Raw genomic sequence first — 21,630 nt, forward strand, 5'->3', positions numbered from 1 at the left:
ATGAAAGCCGGAACCCCAAAGTTCGGCGCAACCGTTCTAGCGGCGACGCTTGTCTCGATATGGCTTTCGGCAGGAGCAGCAACGGCCGCTCCGCTCGAGATACGCTGGACGAAATACGGCGTTCCGCAGGTGACCGCGCGGAACCATGAGGATCTCGGCTACGGCTACGGTTATGCCATGGCACAGGACCGGATCTGCGGGCTTGCGGAGCATGTCATCGGACTGCGCGGTGAGCGATCGCGCTGGTACGGGGCCGATGGCCAAACCATGGCGGGCTTCCTGCGGACGAACAACATCAGCTCCGATCTCTTCTTCCGTGTCCAGCTGTCGGATGAGCTGGTGAAGACGGCGCTCGGTGACCTGAAGCCCGAGACGCGCGATCTCGTGCGTGGCTTTGTTGCGGGCATCAATCACTATGTTGAAAAACTGCCGTCTGCGGAGCGCAAGGTACTGTGCGCCGGGAAGCCGATTCCGACGTTTGTGGAAGCCGATATCGCCCGCGTGATGATGTCGATCGGCAACACCGGGAAGGCGCGGTATCTGGTCCCTTCCGCCGAACTTTCGGGCTCGGCGTGGTCGAATGGAAAAGCGGCGGCGCGGATGACACCGCGCGATGCCGACCCTGTCGCTCTCGCGGAGTACGCCAAGCGCAAGACGGGCATGGGCAGCAATGCCTGGGTCTATGGCGGCGATGTCGTGGCGGGCAAGGGTGCGATGCTCATGGGCAATCCGCACTCGGGCTGGAACGATCACTGGCTCTCGATGCATCAGGTGCGGCTCACGATTCCGGGTAAGCTCGATGCTGCCGGCGTCGCTTTCCTTGGTCTTCCGTTTCCGCTCGTCGGCTTCAACAAGGATGTGGCGTGGAGCATTCTTCAGGCGGCGACGATCACCTGGCACGTCCAGCAGATCATGAAGGTGGACGAAGCAGGGCCGCAGCCGAGCTACGTGAGGGACGGTGTCCGGAGGCCGCTGGAAATCCGGCCGCTCACCATTCCCGTTCTCGAAGCGGACGGACGTGTTTCCGAGCGGCGCTTCAACATGGCCTATTCCGAACTCGGGCCGATCTACAAATTGCCGGCTCTGCCGGGGCGCCCGGAAGGCTGGTACGCCATCACCGACGTGGGCGACGGAAATGCGCGGGGTCTCGACCAGTTTCTTGCGATCGCACGAACCGCGTCCGTTGGAGAATTCAAGGCTTCCGTGGAAGCCAATCGTGGGCTCGGCGCACATCTCGTCGCGGGTGATCGCCATGGCGACATCGCCTATGTCGAGGCGGGACCGGCGCTTGACCTGACCGACGCGCAGATCGAACGCTGCCTTTACGGCGGCGGGAAACTGCCCGAGGCGTTCAGCACGATGCTCCATCCGATCGTTCTCGATGGGTCGCGCAGCGAATGCGCCGTCAGGCGTGCCGATGGTCTGCCGCGTATCGCATCTGCGGAGCGCTATCCGTCGGCTATTACACGCGGCATTATTCACAACACCAACAACAGCTATAAATACTCCGTGTATGGCCAGGAGATGGCGGATTACGGAATCCTTTTCGGCAATCCCCGGATACCGGAATACAATCCCCGCGTTATCATGTCTGCACGCCGGATGCGGGATGTCAGCAGTGACGGCATCGTGACACCGGATGAAGCGCTCGACGTGTTCTTTGACAATCGGAACTTCGCAGCCGAAGAGTGGCTCGACGACATTCTTGCCGTGTGCGCAGACGCCCTGGTGGAGGATGCACGAACCGGCTGCGCGGTGTTGAAGGCATGGGACCGCAAGAACAATGCGGAGAGCCGCGGCGCGATCCTGTTCCATCAGCTTTGGAACGGAAAGCTGAGCCGGCTGAAGGGGCTTCTGCCCGCGACGAACCCGGTTGACCCGTTCCCGAGGCAGACGCTGGCGATCAGCGCCGAGATGCGCGCGCCCATACTGGAGGCCATCGCGTCGGTGGTCGGTGAGCTGAGGGATCTCGGTTTCCAGCCCGGACAGGAATGGGGAAGCGCTTTTTTCGCGAAGACCGGAGGCGGCAATGTTCCGCTGCACGGCGGTTCGATCCAGCAGGGGTTGCTGAACGTCGAACAGGTTCTGCCGCTGACGAAGGATGGATTCCCGGGTGTCGAGTTCGGCACGGCCTATCTCCAGCGCGTGCGGTGGGAAAAGGGTGAGGTCGTCGCCGACGTGCTGCTCGCGCACGGGCAGAATCCGGTCGCTGATTCGGAAAGCCGAACGGAGCAGCTGAAGATGTTCTCTGAAAAGAGACTCTACAGCTATCCCTTCGGCAAGAAGGATCTGGGCAAAGAGAAATTCACGAAGGTCGTACGCCTGAAGCGATGACTTCGGCGGTATACCGGTGTGTCGGGGACGATCGCCACATGAAGGGACGAACGAAAATGCGAATTCGGTCAACGGTGACAAAACTTTGCGCTGCGCTGCTCGTGTCGACGGTGCCTTCGTGGGGCATGGCCGAAACGCGCCCCGAACGTACGGTGGAAATCCGCTGGACACGGCTTGGCGTCCCTCACATCAAAGCCGCCGATTACGAAAGTCTCGGCTTCGGATACGGCTATGCACTGGCGGGCGACAGGTATTGCGAACTGGCTGGCCGTGCGCTGACGTTCCGCGGGGAGCGTTCGCGCTGGTACGGGGCGGATGCGGGCATCACCATCGGGTTCCTGAAAATGACGAACCTGACGTCGGACATTCTCTACCGCACGCAGTTTCCGGATGCGCTGATACAGCGGGCGCTGGACGTTTTGCAGCCCAAGACGAAAGAGTATCTGCGCGGCTTCGTTGCGGGCCTCAACCGCTATGTCAGCACACTTTCTGCCGATGAGAAAACCCGGCTTTGCGGCGGCATCCATATCCCGACCTTTAAAGATTCCGACATCGCCCGTTCGCTGTTGTCCTTGATGGTCATCTCAAAGGGCTTCGAGATCGGCCCGGAGATGCTGACGTCCGGTACGGCCTGGAGCAATGCCGGCAGATCCGCGGAGGCTCAGGCCATTACGCCGGTTTCGATCGAAGCCGGATTCGGCAGCAACGCGTGGGCCTATGGCGGTGATGTCGTCAAGGGTGAGGGCGCTATGCTCTTCGCGAATCCGCATTCCGCGTGGGTGCAGAACGAAAATCAGATTCGGCTCATGCTGCATCCGTTCCACCTGACCATTCCGGGCGAGATCGATGTTGCCGGTGCCTCGTTCTGGAGTTTTCCGCTCCCATGGGTCGGCTTCAACAAGGACGTGACCTGGACGATTCTCGACGCGGGCCAGAGCGTGACCGCGTACGTGCGGCAGTTGATGACCGTGGATACCACCGGCGCGCGGCCGCACTACATAATGGATGGTGTTCGCAAACCGCTGGAAATACGCAAAATCCCGATCGAGGTTCTGAACTCCGACGGCAGCATTTCGGTTCGGACCTTCGAGGCCGCCTATTCGGAGCTGGGGCCGCTATACAAGGTGCAGGCCGGGCCGGGCAGGCCCGCGGGCTGGTACGCCTATACGGACGCGAACGAAGGCAGCGCCTTTGGGCTGGACCAGTTCCTGGCAGCCACCAAGGCGCGCAATGTTGCGGAGTTTGTCAAGGCGGTCGAGGAAAACAGGGGCGTGCCGTCGCACCTGATGGCGGGCGACAGGCACGGCGGCATAGCGTTCGTGGAATCCGTGCAGACTCTGGCGGGCTCTGATGAGCTTCTGCGGCAATGCCATGTCGGCGGCGATTCCGTGCTCTTCAACATCGTGGACGGATCGCGCCGGGATTGTGCGTTCCGTGATACCGACGGGAGACCGTTAAGGGCTCCGCTATCGGCCTATCCGAACATCTTTTCACGCGGCATCATCCACAACACCAACAACAGCTATAAATATACGGAATTCGGCAAGGTTCAGGAGAACCGGTCGCGCTTCTTCGGAAATCCGGACGTGCCCGAAGCCAATATTCGCCATGTGATGTCGGCGCGGCGAATGAAAGAGGTCAGCGCCGATGGCGTGGTGACACCGGAAGAGGCATGGGAGGTCATTTTCGACAATCGCAACTTCGCGGCTGAAGAATGGCTCGACGATATTCTGGCGCTTTGTGCCGGAGCCGTTTCAGCGGATACGAAGGCGGGCTGCGCCGTTCTGCGGAACTGGGACAGAAAGAACAACGCGGACAGCCGGGGCGCGCTTCTGTTCCACCAGTTCTGGAACAGGCTGGTCGCCATGAAGACCGTGCTGCCGGCGAACAATCCTGTCGATCTGCAGGTGAAGCGCCCGCTTTCGATCACGCCCGAGACCGCGCCCGCGATCGTGGAGGCGATCGGCGCTTCCGTCAGGGAACTGGCGGAGCTTGGCTTCAGTGCCGACGCCCCGTGGGGGCAGGCGCTTTACGCCGATACGGCGAGCGGGCGGATTCCGGTTCATGGCGGATCGTATCAGGAAGGCATCCTCAACGGAGAGCAGCCGCCGAAGCTCGAGAAGGGGGGCTTCCCCTACATCATGTTCGGTACGTCCTACGCGCAGTTCGTCAGATGGGAAAAGGGCAAGATGCAGGCCGACGTGCTGCTGACCCACGGGCAGACCGGCACGGAATCGGAAGGGCGCACAACGCAAATGAAAATGTTCGCCAACAAGCAGATGTACCGCTTCCCGTTCACGCAGGAGGAACTGGCCAAGGCGGACATCGTCAAGACCACCGTGCTGACGCTCGACGCCCGGAAATGAGGGTTGCCGATAGGTGCCCGGGCTTGTCCGGGCGCCTATCGGAAAAATCGATATTACAGGGCCTGTCATATATAAATTTACGGCTTTGTGGTTTTGAATAACAAATAATATCGAAATAAATAGCATATTCGTCGGGCGCCTCGGGAGGGCGCCTTCGTCAGCGATGCGAACATCGGAGGGAAGAAATGCGTGCGTTTCAGGCGGTTTTTTCAATTTCACTCGTCGCTGCGGGGGTAAATTCGCCGGCGATAGCGTTCGAAGCGGCACCCGCTCAGCCGGCGCCGGCGTTCGTGGATGCGTGCATGGCACTCAACACGCTGTCACTAGAGCAGGTTGGAGACGTGCCGGGACGCGTGGTCGACGCCTTTGTCGTCAGCGGGAAGAAGACGCCCGAGGATATCCGTATCCGTTACAAGAAGCGCGGGCACTCGCAGGGCGCGCCGACGCCGATGCTGGAGACGTACCCGGATCACTGCCGCGTCGAAGGCTATATGACGCCGCATGTGAAGTTCATCATGCAGCTGCCGCCGCCTGATAAGTGGAACGGCCGCTTCCTGCTTGCGGCCTGCGAAGGCTGGTGCGGGTCGATTTACGAAGAAACGATGATGCCGGGCCTGAACCGGGGCTATGCGGTGATCACCAATGATGGCGGCCACTATGGCGATCCGCCCTTCGACGGCGTGTGGGCCTACAACAATGTCGATGTGCGCATCGACTTCGCTTACCGCGCGAACCACGTGAGCGCGCAGGCCGGCAAGGCGCTCATCAAGGGTTTCTATGGCCGCCCGCAGAAATACTCCTACATCGCCGGCTTCTCGAAGGGCGGCAACGCGGGGCTTCTGTCGGCGACGCGCTATCCCGAAGACTTCGACGGCGTGTTCGCAAAGGCGCCGGTGCCGTATTACCAGTGGAAGAACGCCGCGCACTTCCCGTGGCTTGCACGCGCTGTCTATCCGGATGGCGACACGGCGGTGATGGACTCCGAGAAGCTGCCGCTGATCCACAAGGCCGTGGTTGCCGCCTGCGACACGATCGATGGTCTCAAGGACGGCATCATCGACGATCCGCGCAAGTGCAAGTGGGATCCCATCGCGATCTCGTGTAAGCGGGGTCAGGACGAGGCGACCTGTCTCACGATGCCGCAGGTCGAGGCGCTGCGCAAAGTCTACGCGCCCGCGCGGGACGCCAAAGGCAAGATCAACTTCCCGTGGGGCACCGATCGCGGCTCCGAGATCGACTGGCCTGCCGCGCTCTACCCCGACTCGCCCGAGCCTGCCTATGTGCTCGACGGTGCGCGCACCGGCCTCAAGTACATGGTGTTCCGCGACGCCAAGGGCCCCGACTTCGACTGGCGGACGTTCGACTATGAGTCCGAACTCGCGGGCGTCGAAGAGATGGGCAAGATCCTCGACGCGGACAGCACGGACTACAACGCGTTCAAGGCGCGCGGCGGCAAGATGATCATCGTGCACGGCTGGGCGGACGCGCTGGTGTCTCCGGCGATGACTGCGGACTGGTTCGAGAAGATGCGCGCTGCGATGGGCGGCGGGGAAGCCACCAATGACTTCGCACAGCTCTATGTCGTGCCCGGCATGGTGCACGGCAGCGGCGGCAACGCGCCCTACGAGTATGACGCGCTGACCGCGCTTGAAAACTGGGTCGAGAAGGGCATTCGCCCGACCGAGTTGGTGATGCACGACGAGGCCGACGTTACCCCGCGCCGGTCGCGCCCGATGTATCCCTATCCGACGCTGTCCCGCTACAAGGGCAAGGGCGATATCAACGCGGCATCGAGCTACGAACCCCGGCAGCCATAGTGCCGGGGCGTAAGCCCACACAGAAGTTGAACTCCAATCCATGAGGAATTCCACCGTGCTTCCTTACTCCCGTCTTTTCATTGGGGCCGCGCTTTCTGTCATGGTCGCGGCGTGCACCGCGTCCGAAACCGCGCCCCCTGAAAAATCCGAGCAAGACATTGCCAGTGCTGCCCCGGCGAGCGCCACGCCCGTCTGCGCCGACGCGGCGCAGACGGAGCGGATCCGCAAAGAGGTCAAGGATTATCCCGGCGATCCACTCGCGATCGTTGCGCGGGATTTGCAGCTCTCCGAATTCACAACGGCGAGCGGCATCTTCCCCGAGATGCAGGTCGGCGCCTTGATCAATGCAGAGCAGTTCCAGACTCTCTGGAAGTCAATCGACGGCTGGGGTGCCGACACCATGGTGCGCGTCATCCTCTCGCCTTCGAGCGAGCACGCATTCATCGTGCAGGGCAAGGTTCCGGTCATCAAGCCGGATGCCGAGGAAGGTTATCTCGACGCCTATGCCGACGGCACCAAGGGGCTGCAGTCTCACATCCAGATGAACAAGATTGCCGCGGTCTACGCAACAGACATCCCGACCGACGATCCCGCCTACCGCACGCGCGGCATAAATTTCATGGATCATGACGGAAACAGTGTGGTCGGCGTCTACGCCTCGGTGAAGAAATACGATCCGGATCCGAAGGCCGTGGAGGGCTTCGAGCGCACGCGGGCGCTTGTCGAAGCCCTGCCGCGCGCGTGTCAGTAGGCGGCCGGGCGTGAAGGCGGCAACACGTCGTTCCGGGGCGGCTGCGGGCGTATTGCTGGCGCTGGCTCTTGCGTCGTGCGCTCCGGATAGAGACGCGGACGTTGCCGACCTCGTCCTGACCGGCGGCCAGGTTCTGACCATGACGGCCGATGATGGGCGCGCCGAGGCCGTCGCAGTGCGGGACGGGCGTATTCTCGCTGTCGGCACCGCAGCGGAAATCGCCGAACTGACCGGGCCGGGCACGCGTGTCATCAACCTTGAAGGCCGCGCCGTTCTGCCCGGCTTTATCGATACGCACATCCACAGTGCGGAAGGCAGCCTTGAATTCGGCAAGTGCAAGCTGGACGACAGCGTACTCTCACGCGCCGAACTCACGCAAAGGGTTCGGGCGTGCGATGCTGAAGACCGCGTCCGCAACGCAGGACCCGGGCGCTGGCTGGAAGTGCTCGGGATCAATCCGTCGGGACTGGTCCTTGCCGCGCGCGATCTCGACGCGATGGTCGGCGACCGACCGCTTGTTCTGCGCGGGAGCGATTATCACACGGCGTGGGCGAACAGCCGCGCGCTTGCGGCTGCCGGTATCACGCGCGATACGCGCGATCCGGCGGGCGGGGTCATCGAGCGCGATGCGGCTGGGAACCCGACCGGCTTTCTCAAGGACCCGCCTGCCATCGCGCTTGTTCTCGGCGCCATTCCCAAACCTTCCGCAGACGAACGGCTCGACTTGCTCACGCAGGCGCAGGCGATGCATTCGCGCCACGGCATCACCACGATCTTCGAACCGAAGGCTGGCGAGGAAGAGCTTGCGCTTTACGAAAAGCAGATCGCGCGGAAGCTGCCGCCGCTCAACATTCATGTCGGGCTTGTTTCCGATATCCGCGATACATCGGACACTTACAAACGCCTTGCCGATCTGAGAACGCGTTTCGGCAGCAAGTCGCCGCGGCTCGTCATCGACAGCGTGAAAGTATTGCCGGACGGCGCGATCGAATATCCGACGCAGACTGCCGCAATGTTGGAGCCGTATCTGGATACTGCGGGCAAGCCCACGCGCAACCGGGGCGAACGCTATTTCGATCCGCAGGAATTTGCCCGGTTCGTCGCACGCGTCGAGAAGATGGGCTTCCGCCTGCATGTTCACGCCATCGGTGACTATACGACCCGGGCTTCGCTCGATGCGATCGCTGCGGCGCGCAGAGCGAACGGCGCCGGGGATCGCCGTCATGCGATCACGCATCTTCAGGCCATATCGCCGACGGATATTCCGCGCTTCCGCGAACTCGGCGTGATCGCCAACATGCAGCTGCTGTGGGCCGTGGCGGACGATTACACGGTAAAGGCCGTGAAGCCCTTCGTCTCCGCGGAGACCTTCCGGTACATGTACCCGGCGCGCAGTCTCGTCGATGCCGGTGCCATGCTGGTCGGCAGCAGCGACTGGCCGGTATCCACGGACGATCCGTTGGCCGCGATGCGCCACGCGATGACGCGAAGTGTGGCAGCCGATGCGCCCGTGCTTGAACCCGCTGAGCGCATCGATCTTCCGGTTATCCTGGCGGCCTACACGAGAAACGCGGCTTTCGCGCTTGGTGCGGAACGCGAGCTTGGAACGTTGGAGCAAGGCAAGGTCGCCGATATCGTGGTTTTGAGCCGAGCCCTCGCTCTACCTCAAGACGATTTGGCAGACCTCGTTGTCGATATGACGTTCTCGCACGGGAAGGCCGCCCACGTTCGCAATTAGTTTGACGCCTTCCGCTCGTTCTGCGGATCGGTCCTGTCGGCCTTCATTGTCTTCAGGCTCTCACGCATCGAGCAGGTCCACGATTTTGCTCGCACCATGCCGTATCGGGTCGCAGCACGGCAGACCGGTTTCAGCTTCGATATCCTTCACAACCTGATCGACTTCAGTCGCACCCATCCTGCTGGTGTTGATGCTGATCCCAATCGCTCGAACCTCAGGATTTGTTAGACGGGCTGCTGCAAGGTTCGCGTCGATACAGGTCCGCAGATCGGGAACCGGATAGTCTAGGCCAAGCAGGTGCGTGCGCACAGGTTCATGGCACACGACGATGGCATCCGGCTGGCTGCCGTGAATGAGGCCGAGCGTCACTCCCGCGTAGGAGGGGTGGAAGAGCGAGCCCTGTCCCTCGATCACATCCCAGTGATCGGGGTCGTTTGCCGGGGAGAGCCATTCCGCGGCCCCCGAGATGAAATCCGCAATGACTGCGTCGATGGCAACGCCGTGGCCCGCTATCATGATGCCTGTCTGGCCGGTCGCGCGGAAATCCGCCTTCATGCCGCGGGCGCGCATGGCCTTCTCGATGGCGAGCGCGGTGTATTTCTTGCCGACCACACAGTCGATACCCACGGTGAGCAGCCGCTTGCCGCTGCGCTTGGCACCGTTCCCCGGGGTGAACACCTGCTTCGGCTGGCGCACGTCATGGATCGTCCGGCCGAGGCGGGCGGCTGCTTCCGCAATGATCGGGATGTCGGCAAGCCGCTGATGCATACCCGAGGCGACGTCGAGGCCGGCCTCAAGCGCTGCGACGATCGACGCGAGCCAGACCTCCGGGATGAAACCGCCCACGTTGACGACGCCGAGCACCATCGTGCCGACGCCTTCGGCCGCAGCTTCGGCCGGGGTCATATCCGGCAAGCCGAGGTCGACGCCGCAGCCGGGAAGCCGGAACTGCGCGCGGCTGAACTCCGGGCGCCATTCACGGATGCCGGCGGCCGTCTTGATCATGCTGAACTCCGGCGCATCGCCGAGAAAAAGAAGATAGGGTGTCCGCACCTGCCGCGCTCCTGAATGACCTGATCCTTGCCCGAAGGCGTGAAAACCTTCGGCTCGGCATGGAACTGCCATGCTTGCCCCGCGGGCGCTTTGCCAGACGGCGCAGCGGATTAGCGGTTGGGAAACCGGGCTGCGCGCTGCACCGAATCGTCAAGCGCACCTTCCGATCGGCGAAGCTTTCCGTGTTCGGACGGTCGATGGTTGGGCCGAAGGCATATGCCTGCCACCAGGGAGACGATTTGGAATGCGCGAAGCGACAAGAGTGTTGAGTACGGCGGATGCCTTCGCGATCGGAAAGCTTGACGCACATGGCCAGGCGGCCCTCGTTGCCTCCGGCGAAATCCCGCCCGAAGCACTCGTCGAGGCCGCGATTATCCGTATCGACGCGCTGGATCCGCTGCTCAACGCCATGACGTTTCGGGATGATGCCGGCGCCAGCGCGCGCGCGGTCGACGTTAAGGGTCCAATGGCGGGGGTGCCGTGGCTGCTGAAAGACGGGCTCGACTATCCGGGTATGCCCAACCGTGCAGGCTCGCGATCGAACCGCGATGCCGCGCCGGGCACGACCGCATTCGCCTATACGAAAGGCTTCGATGCAGCCGGGCTCGTGCCGATCGGCAAGACCAATGCGCCCGAGTTCGGACTTCTGCCGACGACCGAACCCGTTCTCTACGGCGCGGCGCGCAATCCGTGGGCGCTCGACCGCTCACCCGGGGGCTCGTCCGGCGGTGCGGCGGTGGCTGTCGCATCCGGCATGGTGCCGGTGGCGCACGCTGCGGACGGCGGGGGCTCGATCCGCATCCCGGCCAGCTGTTGCGGCCTCGTTGGCTTGAAGCCCGGGCGCGGCGGCAATCTGCGCGCGCGGGAGCATCATGTCATCGAGGATTTCATTGCCTGCGACGTGCTGCTGTCCCGCAGCGTGCGCGATGTCGCGTGGGCGGCGGCCGTCGGCGCGGGGCGGCTCCAGCAGGCAAAAGCGCACGTGCAGCGCCGGCTTCGTGTAGCGGTCATCGCCGAGAATCTGGACGGCAACGCGCCCTCCGAACCCGTGGGTCACGTCCTGCGCCGTGCTGCTGATCTCTGCGCCGCGCTGGGTCACAACGTGGAAACGGCTGCATTGCCCACGGACGGACCGGCCATGGCCGGCGCCTTCCAGACGCTGTGGGGCTATCTTGCGCGCGATGCCGTGAACCAGACTGCGGCCCGGTTCGGCAGCGCTGAGGCGGAGGCAACGCTTGAACCCTGGACACTCGATCTGGCCCGAGATGCGGGCTTGCTTACGGCGACAGACCTTGATCGCGCCTATACGAACATAGCGGCAGGAACGGCCGCGTTCGCGCGGTTTTTCGAGGACTTCGATGTGGTCCTGTCACCTGTCCTCCGCCATCCGGCACTGAGGATCGGCGAACTCGCACCCACGCGCACGTTCGAGGATATCTGGGCGCTGATGTTTGATTACGTGTCGTACACGCCGCTCCAGAACCTCACGGGCCTTCCCGCGCTCTCACTGCCGCTGTTCGAAGGAGCCGACGGCGTTCCGATCGGCAGCATGTTCACGGCAGCGCGCGGCGGCGAGGACTTGCTACTCGAACTGGCTTTCGAGCTGGAGGCCGCGGCGCCCTGGGCCGATCGTTGGCCGCGCTATTCCGTGGCGAACCCCGAGAATTGCAAAGGCACGCAAGTGGAGGCATGATCCGATGCTGATGAGCCCCTCGACCTCTAGGACGGACGCGACGCGCAGCATGGAGGACATGCTGGACCGTCTGCAGGCGCGGCGTGACGATGGGCTGATGACCCGCACGGAAGACGGCTGGTGCCGGCCGCTCTCTTCGGGCCTCGGCTTTCGCTACGACTACGACCAGTCCGTCGCCAAGGGCGGTTGGGATTTCTACCGGCTTGGCAACGGCGTTTGCATCGCGATCATCGATATGGTGGCGGCGCAAACTTTGCCCCGCCGTTATACATCGGTCGACTATCTGGCGCTTTCCGCGGTGCTTGAAGGTCATGTGCCGCTGCAAGGCCCCGACGGCACGGAGGGCGAACTCGCGGATGGTTTCTGCACGATCTACGGTACGCAGGCAGACGAGCAGCTTGAAGGCAGCTATCCGCCCGGCGAGCACTTGCGCTGGGTCACGGTTTGGCTGGAACGCACGACGCTGTTCCACGTCACCGGTCTCACGGCGCGTGATCTGCCGCAACCGATCACGGACTTCATCCTGAACGGCGGCAGCCTGCCCTGCCGCAAGGTTCCACTCTCGCGTTCGGCTTCGCTCGCCGCTCATCAGCTCATCAACCCGCCCTTCGAAGGCGGTTTCCGACATGCGTTCCTGACGGCGAAGGCGCTGGAGCTGGCCTGCCATATCCTGTTCAACCTGTCTCAGGACGTCGAGCGCGAGGAAAAGGGGCAGTTTTCCGCGCAGGATCACAAACGGCTGCGCGACGCGATGAAGCTGATCCGCTCGAATCTCGACAAGCCGCTCAATGTTCAGGAACTCGCCGAGGCCGTAGGCCTCACGCGGCAACGCCTGCAGCTTGGCTTCCAGATGATCTACGGCGATTCAGTCGGGCGGATCCGCGACAAGGTGCGCATGGATCTCGCGCTCGACCTCGTGCGCGACAGCAAGCTTTCGATGATCGAGATCGCGCTTGAAACCGGATACGAACATCCCGCCAGTTTCACCCGCGCGTTCAAGGCCGCATTCGGTATTTCGCCGATCCAGATGCGCTATGTCGTTCACGACGAACTGCGCGTGAAGAACATCCGCCGCCAGCCGAAACACGGCGCAAACTGAAATCCGGCAGGAACAGGCTTTGAACACAGAACTGCGTGTGCTGCACGAGCGCAACGGCGATAGCTACGATTTCGACTTGATGCTGGAAACGCGCGAAAGAACGCGCGGTGTGATCCGCGATGTCGCCGCGCAGATCGGCCCCGGCATGACCGAGGAGGATGCGCTCGCGCTGATGCGGCAGACCCTGAAAGCGCGGGACATGCTGCGCGGCTGGCACGGAATTCATGTGCGCTTCGGGTCCAATACGTTGAAGACGTTCGGAAAGCCCTCCGAACCCGGCGTCGTTCTTCGCGAGAACGATATTTTCTTCATCGATATCGGCCCCGTCTGGCGCGGCTATGAAGGCGACGGCGGCGAGACGTTTACGGTCGGCAGCGATCCCGAGATGCTGAAGGCGGCGGCCGACGTGCGCGCCGTGTTCGATACGGTTCGTGATGCCTGGCTGCGAGAGGGGCTGACCGGTGACGAACTCTATCGCCATGCGCAGGCACAGGCGGAAGCGCTCGGCTGGGAACTGAATCTCGACATGTCGGGGCACCGGCTTTCGGACTTCCCTCATGCCGTGAAGTTCGATGGCGCGCTTTTGGATGCGCCCTACACCCCGACGTCAGGACTGTGGGTGCTCGAAATCCAGATCCGTCACCCGGACAAACCGTTCAGTGCCTTCTACGAGGATCTGCTGCTGTAAATGAGGAAAGGCCGCGATGACGCGGCCTTTCACTTTTTCGCTGTGGTCGTAGTTTCAGAATTCGATCCCGAGATTGAGCCCGATCGTGCGCGGGCGCACCACCACATCCCGATTGACGCCGTCCGTGAATGTCGCGGCATGGGCGTTGAACAGGTTGCGCGCGAACAGCGACAGGTTCCAGTTGTCCATACGGAAACCGGCGCGGGCGCTGACGAGATGATAGTCGCCGATTTCGCGATAGGTCGAGAGCGTCGGCCGGAAGGTGTTGGGATATTTGCCCGTGTAGGAATAATCGATCCGGACGAGCCCGCTGACGGCATCCGAAATCGGCCATTGATACTCGGCAGCTGCCGAACCGCTCCACTTCGGCGTATAGGGAATCTTGTCGCCGTCGCGGCCGATGCTCGCGGACGGCAGCGAGCTGCTGTTCACCTGGTCGGCCGTCAGGTAGGCATCGGTATAGTTGAGCGAACCGGAGAGCGACAGGCCATCAATCGGCCGTGCGGCAACCTCCAGCTCTGCACCATAGACGCGTGCAGCACCCGCATTGGTGATGAAGATGAACACGTTGTCCGCGGTCCGCGTGGAGACCTGAATATTGTCCCAATCGATACGGTAACCCGCGATGTTGATGTCGAGCCGCTTGTCGAACCACGACGTCTTCATGCCGATCTCGTAGTTCCAGAGGCTGTCCGATTCATAGGGAATGAGCTCGGTCGGAATGTTGGGCGTGTTGTTCGTGCCGCCGGGGCGGAAGCCCTGTGATGCGGTGGCATAGAACAGCAGGTCGTCACTCGCTTCATAGCTGAGGCTGACCTTGCCGATCGTGCCCTGTTCCTTGGTCGTCGTCTGCGTGTAGGGGCTCGGTCCCTGGTAGCTCGGGCCGCCCGGCATGACGACTTCGCCGGCAATCCGCTTTTCGTAGGAATAATAGCGCAGCCCGCCGGTCAGCTTCAGGCCGGACGTGATTTCGAACGTGCCTTCACCGAACAGCGCATACTGGGTCGTATCCGTATCGATGTAGCGATAGCTCGTCGCGTCGATGGGCTTTATGAGCCGGCCGGTCGCCGGATCAGCGAGAACGACATAGGAATCCACGTGGTCTTCGCGGGTCTCGAAATATCCGCCGAGCGTCCAGAGGAAGCGGCCGGTCGATGGCGATGTCAGCCGCAACTCCTGCGTGAAGACGCGGTTGTCCATCTCGGCATAGAAGAGCGCCGGGGTTCGTGTTTGCGCATAGGCCACATATTCTGCAGTCTGCGTGGGTGTGCAGCTTGCCGGCGCGGTGAGCCCGAAGTGGATACGGCAAGACGTTGCCGGCGCGGCGATCGAGGCGAGCACGGTCGATGTGCCGTCCACGGTCCGGTCGGTCGTCGTTCTCTGCCATGCTGTGGCGGATACCAGTTCCGCGAAGCCGAGATCGAGGCGGCCCTCGCCGCTGACGAGCGTGAAGCCCTCGTCGTAGGAGAGCATCGTCGGCGCGTTCATGCCGAAACGGCCGAGCGTGGTATTGTAGAACGCCGCGTCGTCGAGCCCCGATTTCTGGCGGAGCGCTGTCAGCGTGTAGCTGAATTCGCTTTTCGGTGTCCATTTCAGCGCGGCCCGGATGCTGGTCTGGTCGCTGTCGTTGCTGTTCTTCTGGCCGAGCGTGACCTGATCGATATAGCCCTCGGTTTCGGTGCGGCTTGCAACGGCGCGCAGCGCGAGTGTTTCGCCGAGCGGGACGTTGAGCATGGCCTGAAGGCTGTGATTGAAACCGCCGCCGTCGGTGAACGACCCTTCTGCCCGCGCGGAAGCGGCGAAACCGCGCGTCGAGGGCTCGTTGAACAGGATGCGGATGGTGCCGCCCATCGAACTCGAGCCATAAAGCGTGCCCTGCGGCCCACGCAGCACTTCGATCTGGCGCACGTCGAAGAGCGCGAGATCGCCGGTCCGCCCGCCGGGATCGGAGGATGTGCCGTTCGATCCGATGACAGGCGTTTCGCCGTAGTAAAGCGCCAGCGTCGCTTCGCCCTGGCTGCGGATACCGCGCACGGAAATGCGGCCGCGTCCACCCGCGGTTTCGCCTTCCTGTACCACGAGGCCGGGAACCGAGCGGAAGAAATCATCCATGCCCGAAGCGCCCATCGCCTGAAGCGTTTCACCGGTCAGCGCCGTAATCGCGATCGGCGTGTCCTGCAGGCGCGTTTCGCGCTTCGAGGCCGTTACGATGATCTCGTTGGTTTCCACCACTGAACCGGTCGCCGACTGAGCGAACGCAGGAGCACCCGATGCCACGAGCGCGAGGAGCGAAGCTCCGATAAAATTTCTTCCGGACACGGTCATGCCGCAGACCCCCTTTTGCTGTTTTTTGCAAGGGGGAGGCTATCGGCGCTTCAGTAACGCGCTTTACAGCCTGACCGATCAGTTTGCAGTTTCGTCATCGGAACGGCCTTTTCCGCAAGGCAAGCCAACGATGCCAGGCATGGCGGCGCGGCCAGCACCCGCGTTGAACACTCGCGCGACCTCGTCCACGACAGTATCGGGGCGGTCCTTGTGAAGCATGTGCCCGGCGCCGTCCGCAACGACCGCCCGTCCGCCCGTCATCCGCACGAGTTCGGCGTGCCCGCTCCGCCAGCCTTCGACAACGGCCGCGGGCGTGTCCGGCCATTGCTTGCCTGCGGTGATCACGGTTACCGGCACGGCGCAGACGGGCGGGTAGCGGCGCATCATTTCCTGCGTCGCGACAAGCGCCCGGGACAGCCGCAGGTTGGAGCGCTGATAGGGCGTCGGGTCCGGCACGTCGTTCGCCTTGATACGGCCGGCGGCGAGCGTTTCGGCGCCGCCGATCCCGTCGATTCCCTTCACCGTGTTGGCATCGACATAGACCAGCCCTTCGACATCGCCCGGATAGAGGTTCGCGTAGAGCTGTATCAGATAACCGCCGTAGCTATGGCCGACGAGGGTGAGGCTGCGATCGTGTTTCAAGGCATGAAGCGCGGTGTGGATGCGGCTGATTTCATCATGCACGTCGTAGACGGTATCGAGCCCTTCGCTGCTCCCCATGCCTGCGCGATCGTAACTGACCACGGTCGCGCCGGTACGCTTCGCAATCAGCGGGGCGACATCGTTCCACGTGTCCGCCCCGAGCCCGGAGCCCGACTCGAGCAGGATCGTCCGCCCACTTCCGGGATAAAGGCGCAGATGCATCTTCGTGCCGCGAACCGCCAATTTCACATCTTTGGGTGCAGTTCCAGCCTCGGCCTGCCATGCTGCGACAAGGCTGGCGGCAACAAGCGCGAGAACCAGCGGCTTCATTCCGAACCTCCCCATATAATGTCGGGACAATGCACCATGCCGTCCGCATACCAGAGCGCCGGCGTGCGATCCCCGGCAAGGAACGTCGGGCCGTCGAGGTCGCGGTAGTCGCAGCGCTGGCCGAGCACGAATGCGGGCGCCTGCGACCACGATGTCCCGGTCATGTTGCCGACCATGACCCCGAAGCCGAGGTTGCGGGCCGCGCGCTCCATGTGCAGCGCGTGTGTCAGCCCACCGCACTTGTCGAGTTTGATGTTGACGATGTCGAATAGCCCGACAAGCGCTTCGAGATCGCTGCTGTCTTGCACGCTTTCGTCCGCGGCTGTGGGTATCGAACCGTCGAGCCCCGCCATCGCCGCTTCATCGCCAATGGCGAGCGGCTGTTCGAGAAGTGCGACACCCGCACGCTCGAGCGCGGGAACGAGCGCATTGATCCCGTCGATCGTGAACCCGCGATTGGCGTCCACACCCAGCCAGACATCGGGCCGGGCCGCGCGAACCGCCTCGACGCGGTCGCGGTCTTCTTGCGTCCCCGCGAGTTTCAGCTTGATCGCCTTCGCGTGATCCATGCCCGATGCAGCGGCGGCCATCCTGTCGGGGTCGTCGATGCCGATGGTGAACACCGTGGGCAGCGGATCCGCCCGCTCGAGACCGGCCAGCGACCAGACCGGACGGCCCGTCTGGCGGGCTTCGAGCTCCCAAAGCGCGCAGTCGATCGCATTGCGCGCGCCGCAGGCCGGAAGCAGCGTTTGCAGCGCCGTGCGATCGGCCCCGGCGCGGATCACATCGGCGACGGTTGCTGCCTGTTTCAGCATCCCGGGTGGCAGATCATTTCGATAGTAGACACCGCACGCCTCGCCGCGGCCGACGTGGTCGCCATCGCGGATTTCCACGACGAACAGTTCCGCCTCGGTGAACGTGATCCCGGATATCCGAAACGGGGAACGCATCGGCCAGCGTTCGATTCGGGCTTCGAACTCCATCATCACTTCCTCGTTGAATGCTGCGCGCGAAGAAACGCGCCCGGACGGGCGCTCTGCGTCTCACCGTTCGTGAAAACCAGTGTTCCGTTCACCCACACTTTCGCGATCCCGCTTGAGAAGGCGCGGTCGTCGGCCAGGCTCGCCCGGTCGGAGACGGTCTCGGGATCGAGCAGCACGAGGTCCGCGCGCATCCCCGGCCGCACGAGGCCGCGGTCGGCAAGGCCGAGATGGCGGGCGGCAAGCCCTGTCATCTTGTGCACGGCCTGCTCGAGACCGAGCAGGCCGGTTTCGCGAACGTAGCGGCCAAGCACGCGGGTGAAGGTTCCGTACCCGCGCGGATGTCCGCCGTCTGTCCCATCCGAGCAGATGTTCGCTTCAGGCCAGGCGAGAAACGTCGCAACGTCAGCCTCGGCCATCGATGCCCCGGCGATCGCTTCCACCTTGTCTGCGTCCGGGTGCGCCTTTTCATAGGCGATCGCCTCGCGCATAAGCGAAACATAGACCTCGGCCGGATCGCCCCCGCGCTCGGCCGCGATGTCGGCAATGGTGCGGCGTTCAAGAGCGGGATCGGGCAGGAAGCGCGTGAGCGTCAGCCCGCCGGGCGGCGTCGTGTACCGGAAATTCCAGGCGACGCCGACAGGGTCATCGTATTTCTTGTCCGGGAACAACGCGCCCATTGTTGTCTGCCAATAGGTGTAGGGATAGACGTCGGCGGTGACATCGATGCCGTCCGCGCGCGCGTCTTCTAGTGTTTGCAAGAGTGCCTTCGCCTCTCCCCACCGGCTTATCAGCGCGATCTTGATATGGGAGAGCTTGATCGACATGCCGGTCTCCCGGCCCACGGCAAGAAACTCTTCGACGGCTTCGTCCAGCCTGTCCGATTCGTTGCGGATATGGCTCGTATATCGGCCGCCATGCCGGGCAGCGGCCTTCGCAAGCGCCATGACCTCGGCACTGTTTGAAAACGTGCCGGGTTCGTAGATGAGTCCGGTGGAAAGCCCGAATGCGCCGGCCTTCATGTCCGCGTCCAGCAGGCGCACCATGGCAGCCGTTTCCGCCTTCGTCGCATGGCTGCGCGCACTGCCCATGACGCGGCGGCGAAGATCGTTGTGCCCCGAATAGCTGCCCACGTTGACGGCAACGGGTTCCATTTCGAGGCGCGCGGCCAGCTTCGATACTGGCATGGGCGAAACGCCGTCCTGCCCGACGATGATCGTGGTGACGCCCTGGCTGACCGCGGCGGGCACGTCCCGCGCCGTGAACATGGTGCGGTCGAGGTGGCTGTGCGTGTCTATGAAGCCGGGCGCAAGCACAAGACCGCCGCCATCGACGACCGTATCGCCTGCAGCTGCGGAAATGTTGCCGACAGCGGTGATCTTGTCGCCCGACACCAGCACCGAGGCTTTCCGTGCCGGCGCCCCGCTGCCATCCACAATGCGAACGTTTTCGATGAGGATGGCGGCCGAGGCAGGAACGGCGTGCAGCAAGCCGGTCGCCAAGAACAGAAGCGTGGCCCGATGCAAGCGCTGCGATCCGCCGATTCCTCTCAAACCGCTCATGGCTCGCCTCATAAAACCTGAGGGTGCATCCTTCAGGGAAAGTCTCCCGGTCGCTTGCCACTTTGGCGCTGTCGGTTTGCACTTCGGTCAGGATAAATACGGATGTGAACAGTCGCCCAAGCAAAATGCAAAGCAGGTCTCCGGCTCCGCGCTAGCCTCAAACGAACGCGATAAAGGGAGCGAAGGGGGAATCATGGCTATGTATCGATACTTGGGCACCGTGGGCGTTCTGCTGCTGAGCGCTGCTCCATCCATTGCCTCCGCACAGGATGTCGATAGCGGCGAAATCATCGTGACTGCTGTGAACCGGCAGCAGACGACGAAAGCCGATATGCCGCTGCTCGATACGCCGCAGAATATTCAGGTGTTTTCAGCCGCGCTGCTGCGCGATCAGAATGTCAGCCTGCTCGAGGACGCACTCCGCAACGTTGCCGGTGTCCAGCCGAGCGGCATCGCCACCGGCTTCGACTTCTTCCGCATCCGCGGCTTCGATGCCTCCGACTTCATCTATGTCGACGGCCTTCAGCGCGAGACCAGCGCCAATGTGGAGCCGTCGGCGTTTGAATCGATCGAGGTTCTGAAAGGTCCATCGTCCTCGCTCTACGGTCAGGGCTCGGTCGGCGGTCTCGTCAACCTGAACAGCCGTCGTCCGCGCAAGGAGGCGTTCGCCGACCTCGAATTCGGTATCGGAAGCTTCGGCTATTACAAGCCGACTATCGATGTTGGCGGATCGTTCAACGAAGGCCAGAGCATTTACGGCCGCTTGTTCGCGACGTATCGGCGCGAAGGCTCGTTCGTCGATCAGGTCAAGGGGATCGAGCGCATCTACGTGGCGCCTTCGCTGACGATCGAGATCGGGGAACGGACAAGCCTCACCCTGCTTGCCCAGTATCAGCACGAGGACAATATGGACGTCGCGGGCTTGCCCGCGCAGGGCACGGTGCTTCCGAACATCAACGGGAAAATTCCGTACCGCCGCTACATCGGCAGCTCGATTCACCCGAGCAAGGTCAAGAATGATTATTACAGTCTGGGATATCTGCTCCGGCACGAGTTTTCGGACAGTATCGATTTCTACCAGAATGTCCGCCTTGCTTGGTATCGGCCGCGCTGGGACAATCTCTACAACGGTCTTTTCCTCGATCCCGACAACCAGCGCGATTTCTATCTCTATGTCTTCGAGCAGGACCGCAATCTGCGGAAGCTCTCGACGGACAGCGGGATCAATGCGCGCCTCAACACCGGCAATATCGAACATAATCTGACATTCGGCGTCGAATATTCCGACACCAGCGACAGCCAGACCTATTATCTGAATTTCGACGACCTGCCGGTCCTCGATCTCTTCGACCCGGATTTCAATCTCTACAAGCCGGTGCTGGAGCCTTCTCCGACGCACACGGATTCGACCAACATCGGCATCTACATGCAGGATGCGATCCGGCTGACCGAACGCCTGACTTTCACGGCGGGCGGACGCTGGAGCCGGATGAAGAGCGACGACGGTTTCGAGACCGTGACCCATTCGAAATTCACGCCGCGCGTCGGCATGAATTACCGCTTTGTCGACGAGATTGCCGGATACGCGAGCTGGTCGCGCTCCTTCAACCCGCAGCCCGGCTACTACACGGGCGACGGCCGTCCTGTGCCGCCGGAAGAAGGCGAACAGTTCGAGCTCGGTGTGAAGACGGCGCTGATGGGCGGCCGGATCAGCGTGACCGCGGCCGTTTACGAGCTGACCCGCAGCAACCTCGCCACCTCCGACCCATTCGATCCGTCTTCCTACATCGTCACCGGCAAGCAGCGCAGCCGCGGCTTCGAGCTCGACAGCCAGCTTCGGCTCGGCGGTGGCTGGGAGGCGCTCTTCGCTTATGCCTACACGCGGGCGAAGGTCGTGTCGGACAGCTCGACGCCGAGCGGCGACTGGACGGCCAACGTGCCGCGCCATTCGGTGAACGCCTATGTGAAGTACACGATCGAGGAGGGCGCGCTCGAAGGCCTCGGTTTCAGCGGCGGCATCACCGGCTATTCGAAGCAGGCCGGCGATCTGCCCAACACCTTCTACCTTCCCGGCTATGTCATCGTCGGCGGCAACATCAGCTACGAGAGGGACGGATGGCGGGCGCAGCTCAACATCGACAACGCCTTCGATCGCAAGTATTTCCCGACATCCTATGATCAAACGCTCATCATGCGCGGGGATCCCCGCACCGTTCGCCTGACCATCGGGCGCGCCTTCTGAGATGGCTGGC

Annotated in this window: 14 protein-coding genes; 9 read left to right on the top strand and 5 right to left on the bottom strand. The window is 62.8% G+C overall.

The genetic code is table 11. From position 1 onward, the window contains the following. The 5 genes from ACE3TJ_RS12025 (at position 1) to ACE3TJ_RS12045 (ending at position 9,006) form a co-directional block, all read left to right on the top strand. Positions 1–2,334: a penicillin acylase family protein gene (locus ACE3TJ_RS12025; RefSeq protein WP_374596405.1), complete on the top strand. Its 2,334-nt coding sequence runs from the start codon at positions 1–3 to the stop codon at positions 2,332–2,334. A gap of 74 nt (positions 2,335–2,408) precedes the next feature. Continuing rightward, on the top strand, positions 2,409–4,700 hold the full coding sequence (locus ACE3TJ_RS12030; RefSeq protein ID WP_374596407.1) for a penicillin acylase family protein: 2,292 nt from the start codon (positions 2,409–2,411) through the stop codon (positions 4,698–4,700). Positions 4,701–5,002: 302 nt separating this feature from the next. After that, the gene (locus ACE3TJ_RS12035; protein ID WP_374596409.1) at positions 5,003–6,517 is read left to right on the top strand and encodes a tannase/feruloyl esterase family alpha/beta hydrolase; all 1,515 of its coding nucleotides are present in this window, start codon (positions 5,003–5,005) and stop codon (positions 6,515–6,517) included. A 55-nt stretch (positions 6,518–6,572) separates the two neighbouring features. After that, positions 6,573–7,268: a ChuX/HutX family heme-like substrate-binding protein gene (locus ACE3TJ_RS12040; protein WP_374596411.1), complete on the top strand. Its 696-nt coding sequence runs from the start codon at positions 6,573–6,575 to the stop codon at positions 7,266–7,268. Between the two features lie 10 nt (positions 7,269–7,278). Beyond that, on the top strand, positions 7,279–9,006 hold the full coding sequence (locus ACE3TJ_RS12045) for an amidohydrolase (protein ID WP_374596413.1): 1,728 nt from the start codon (positions 7,279–7,281) through the stop codon (positions 9,004–9,006). A 60-nt stretch (positions 9,007–9,066) separates the two neighbouring features. On the opposite strand, the gene dgcN is transcribed toward ACE3TJ_RS12045, so the two are convergent. Then, entirely contained in the window at positions 9,067–10,059 is a 993-nt protein-coding gene (gene dgcN, locus ACE3TJ_RS12050) for an N-acetyltransferase DgcN (protein WP_374596415.1), read from the bottom strand. A gap of 262 nt (positions 10,060–10,321) precedes the next feature. Here dgcN and ACE3TJ_RS12055 point away from each other — a divergent pair, with 262 nt between their 5' ends. Genes ACE3TJ_RS12055 through ACE3TJ_RS12065 form a run of 3 tightly spaced genes read left to right on the top strand, consistent with a single transcriptional unit; the run spans position 10,322 to position 13,539 of the window. After that, entirely contained in the window at positions 10,322–11,752 is a 1,431-nt protein-coding gene (locus tag ACE3TJ_RS12055; protein ID WP_374596417.1) for an amidase family protein, read from the top strand. 4 nt (positions 11,753–11,756) lie between these two features. Further along, positions 11,757–12,851: a helix-turn-helix domain-containing protein gene (locus tag ACE3TJ_RS12060; RefSeq protein WP_374596419.1), complete on the top strand. Its 1,095-nt coding sequence runs from the start codon at positions 11,757–11,759 to the stop codon at positions 12,849–12,851. 19 nt (positions 12,852–12,870) lie between these two features. Then, positions 12,871–13,539 carry a M24 family metallopeptidase gene (locus ACE3TJ_RS12065; protein ID WP_374596421.1) on the top strand — a complete coding sequence of 223 codons (669 nt, stop codon included), beginning with the start codon at positions 12,871–12,873 and terminating at the stop codon, positions 13,537–13,539. A 54-nt stretch (positions 13,540–13,593) separates the two neighbouring features. On the opposite strand, the gene ACE3TJ_RS12070 is transcribed toward ACE3TJ_RS12065, so the two are convergent. From ACE3TJ_RS12070 to ACE3TJ_RS12085, 4 genes are all read right to left on the bottom strand, one after another. Further along, complete coding sequence (locus ACE3TJ_RS12070) at positions 13,594–15,864, bottom strand: TonB-dependent receptor (protein ID WP_374596423.1); 2,271 nt, start codon at positions 15,862–15,864, stop codon at positions 13,594–13,596. Between the two features lie 78 nt (positions 15,865–15,942). Further along, positions 15,943–16,836 carry an alpha/beta fold hydrolase gene (locus ACE3TJ_RS12075; RefSeq protein WP_374596425.1) on the bottom strand — a complete coding sequence of 298 codons (894 nt, stop codon included), beginning with the start codon at positions 16,834–16,836 and terminating at the stop codon, positions 15,943–15,945. Then, a complete protein-coding gene (locus ACE3TJ_RS12080) occupies positions 16,833–17,819 on the bottom strand; it encodes a dipeptide epimerase (protein WP_374596427.1) in 987 nt (328 codons plus the stop codon). Before ACE3TJ_RS12080 ends, ACE3TJ_RS12075 begins: the two co-directional genes overlap by 4 nt. Before the next feature lie 2 nt (positions 17,820–17,821). Further along, positions 17,822–19,378 carry an amidohydrolase family protein gene (locus tag ACE3TJ_RS12085; protein ID WP_374596429.1) on the bottom strand — a complete coding sequence of 519 codons (1,557 nt, stop codon included), beginning with the start codon at positions 19,376–19,378 and terminating at the stop codon, positions 17,822–17,824. 193 nt (positions 19,379–19,571) lie between these two features. Between ACE3TJ_RS12085 and ACE3TJ_RS12090 the strand changes: the two genes are divergently transcribed. Further along, the gene (locus ACE3TJ_RS12090) at positions 19,572–21,620 is read left to right on the top strand and encodes a TonB-dependent siderophore receptor (RefSeq protein WP_374596431.1); all 2,049 of its coding nucleotides are present in this window, start codon (positions 19,572–19,574) and stop codon (positions 21,618–21,620) included. Positions 21,621–21,630 lie beyond the last annotated feature (10 nt).

The organism is Sphingosinicella sp. (assembly GCF_041916975.1).
Classification (GTDB): domain Bacteria; phylum Pseudomonadota; class Alphaproteobacteria; order Sphingomonadales; family Sphingomonadaceae; genus Sphingosinicella.

Excerpts from the sequence above, each read along its gene's own strand:
- ACE3TJ_RS12070 (WP_374596423.1), bottom strand. The coding sequence starts at position 15,864 with ATGACCGTGTCCGGAAGAAATTTTATCGGAGCTTCGCTCCTCGCGCTC.
- ACE3TJ_RS12085 (WP_374596429.1), bottom strand. The coding sequence starts at position 19,378 with ATGAGCGGTTTGAGAGGAATCGGCGGATCGCAGCGCTTGCATCGGGCC.
- ACE3TJ_RS12025 (WP_374596405.1), top strand. The coding sequence starts at position 1 with ATGAAAGCCGGAACCCCAAAGTTCGGCGCAACCGTTCTAGCGGCGACG.
- ACE3TJ_RS12080 (WP_374596427.1), bottom strand. The coding sequence starts at position 17,819 with ATGGAGTTCGAAGCCCGAATCGAACGCTGGCCGATGCGTTCCCCGTTT.
- ACE3TJ_RS12035 (WP_374596409.1), top strand. The coding sequence starts at position 5,003 with ATGGCACTCAACACGCTGTCACTAGAGCAGGTTGGAGACGTGCCGGGA.
- ACE3TJ_RS12060 (WP_374596419.1), top strand. The coding sequence starts at position 11,757 with ATGCTGATGAGCCCCTCGACCTCTAGGACGGACGCGACGCGCAGCATG.
- ACE3TJ_RS12090 (WP_374596431.1), top strand. The coding sequence starts at position 19,572 with ATGGCTATGTATCGATACTTGGGCACCGTGGGCGTTCTGCTGCTGAGC.
- ACE3TJ_RS12075 (WP_374596425.1), bottom strand. The coding sequence starts at position 16,836 with ATGAAGCCGCTGGTTCTCGCGCTTGTTGCCGCCAGCCTTGTCGCAGCA.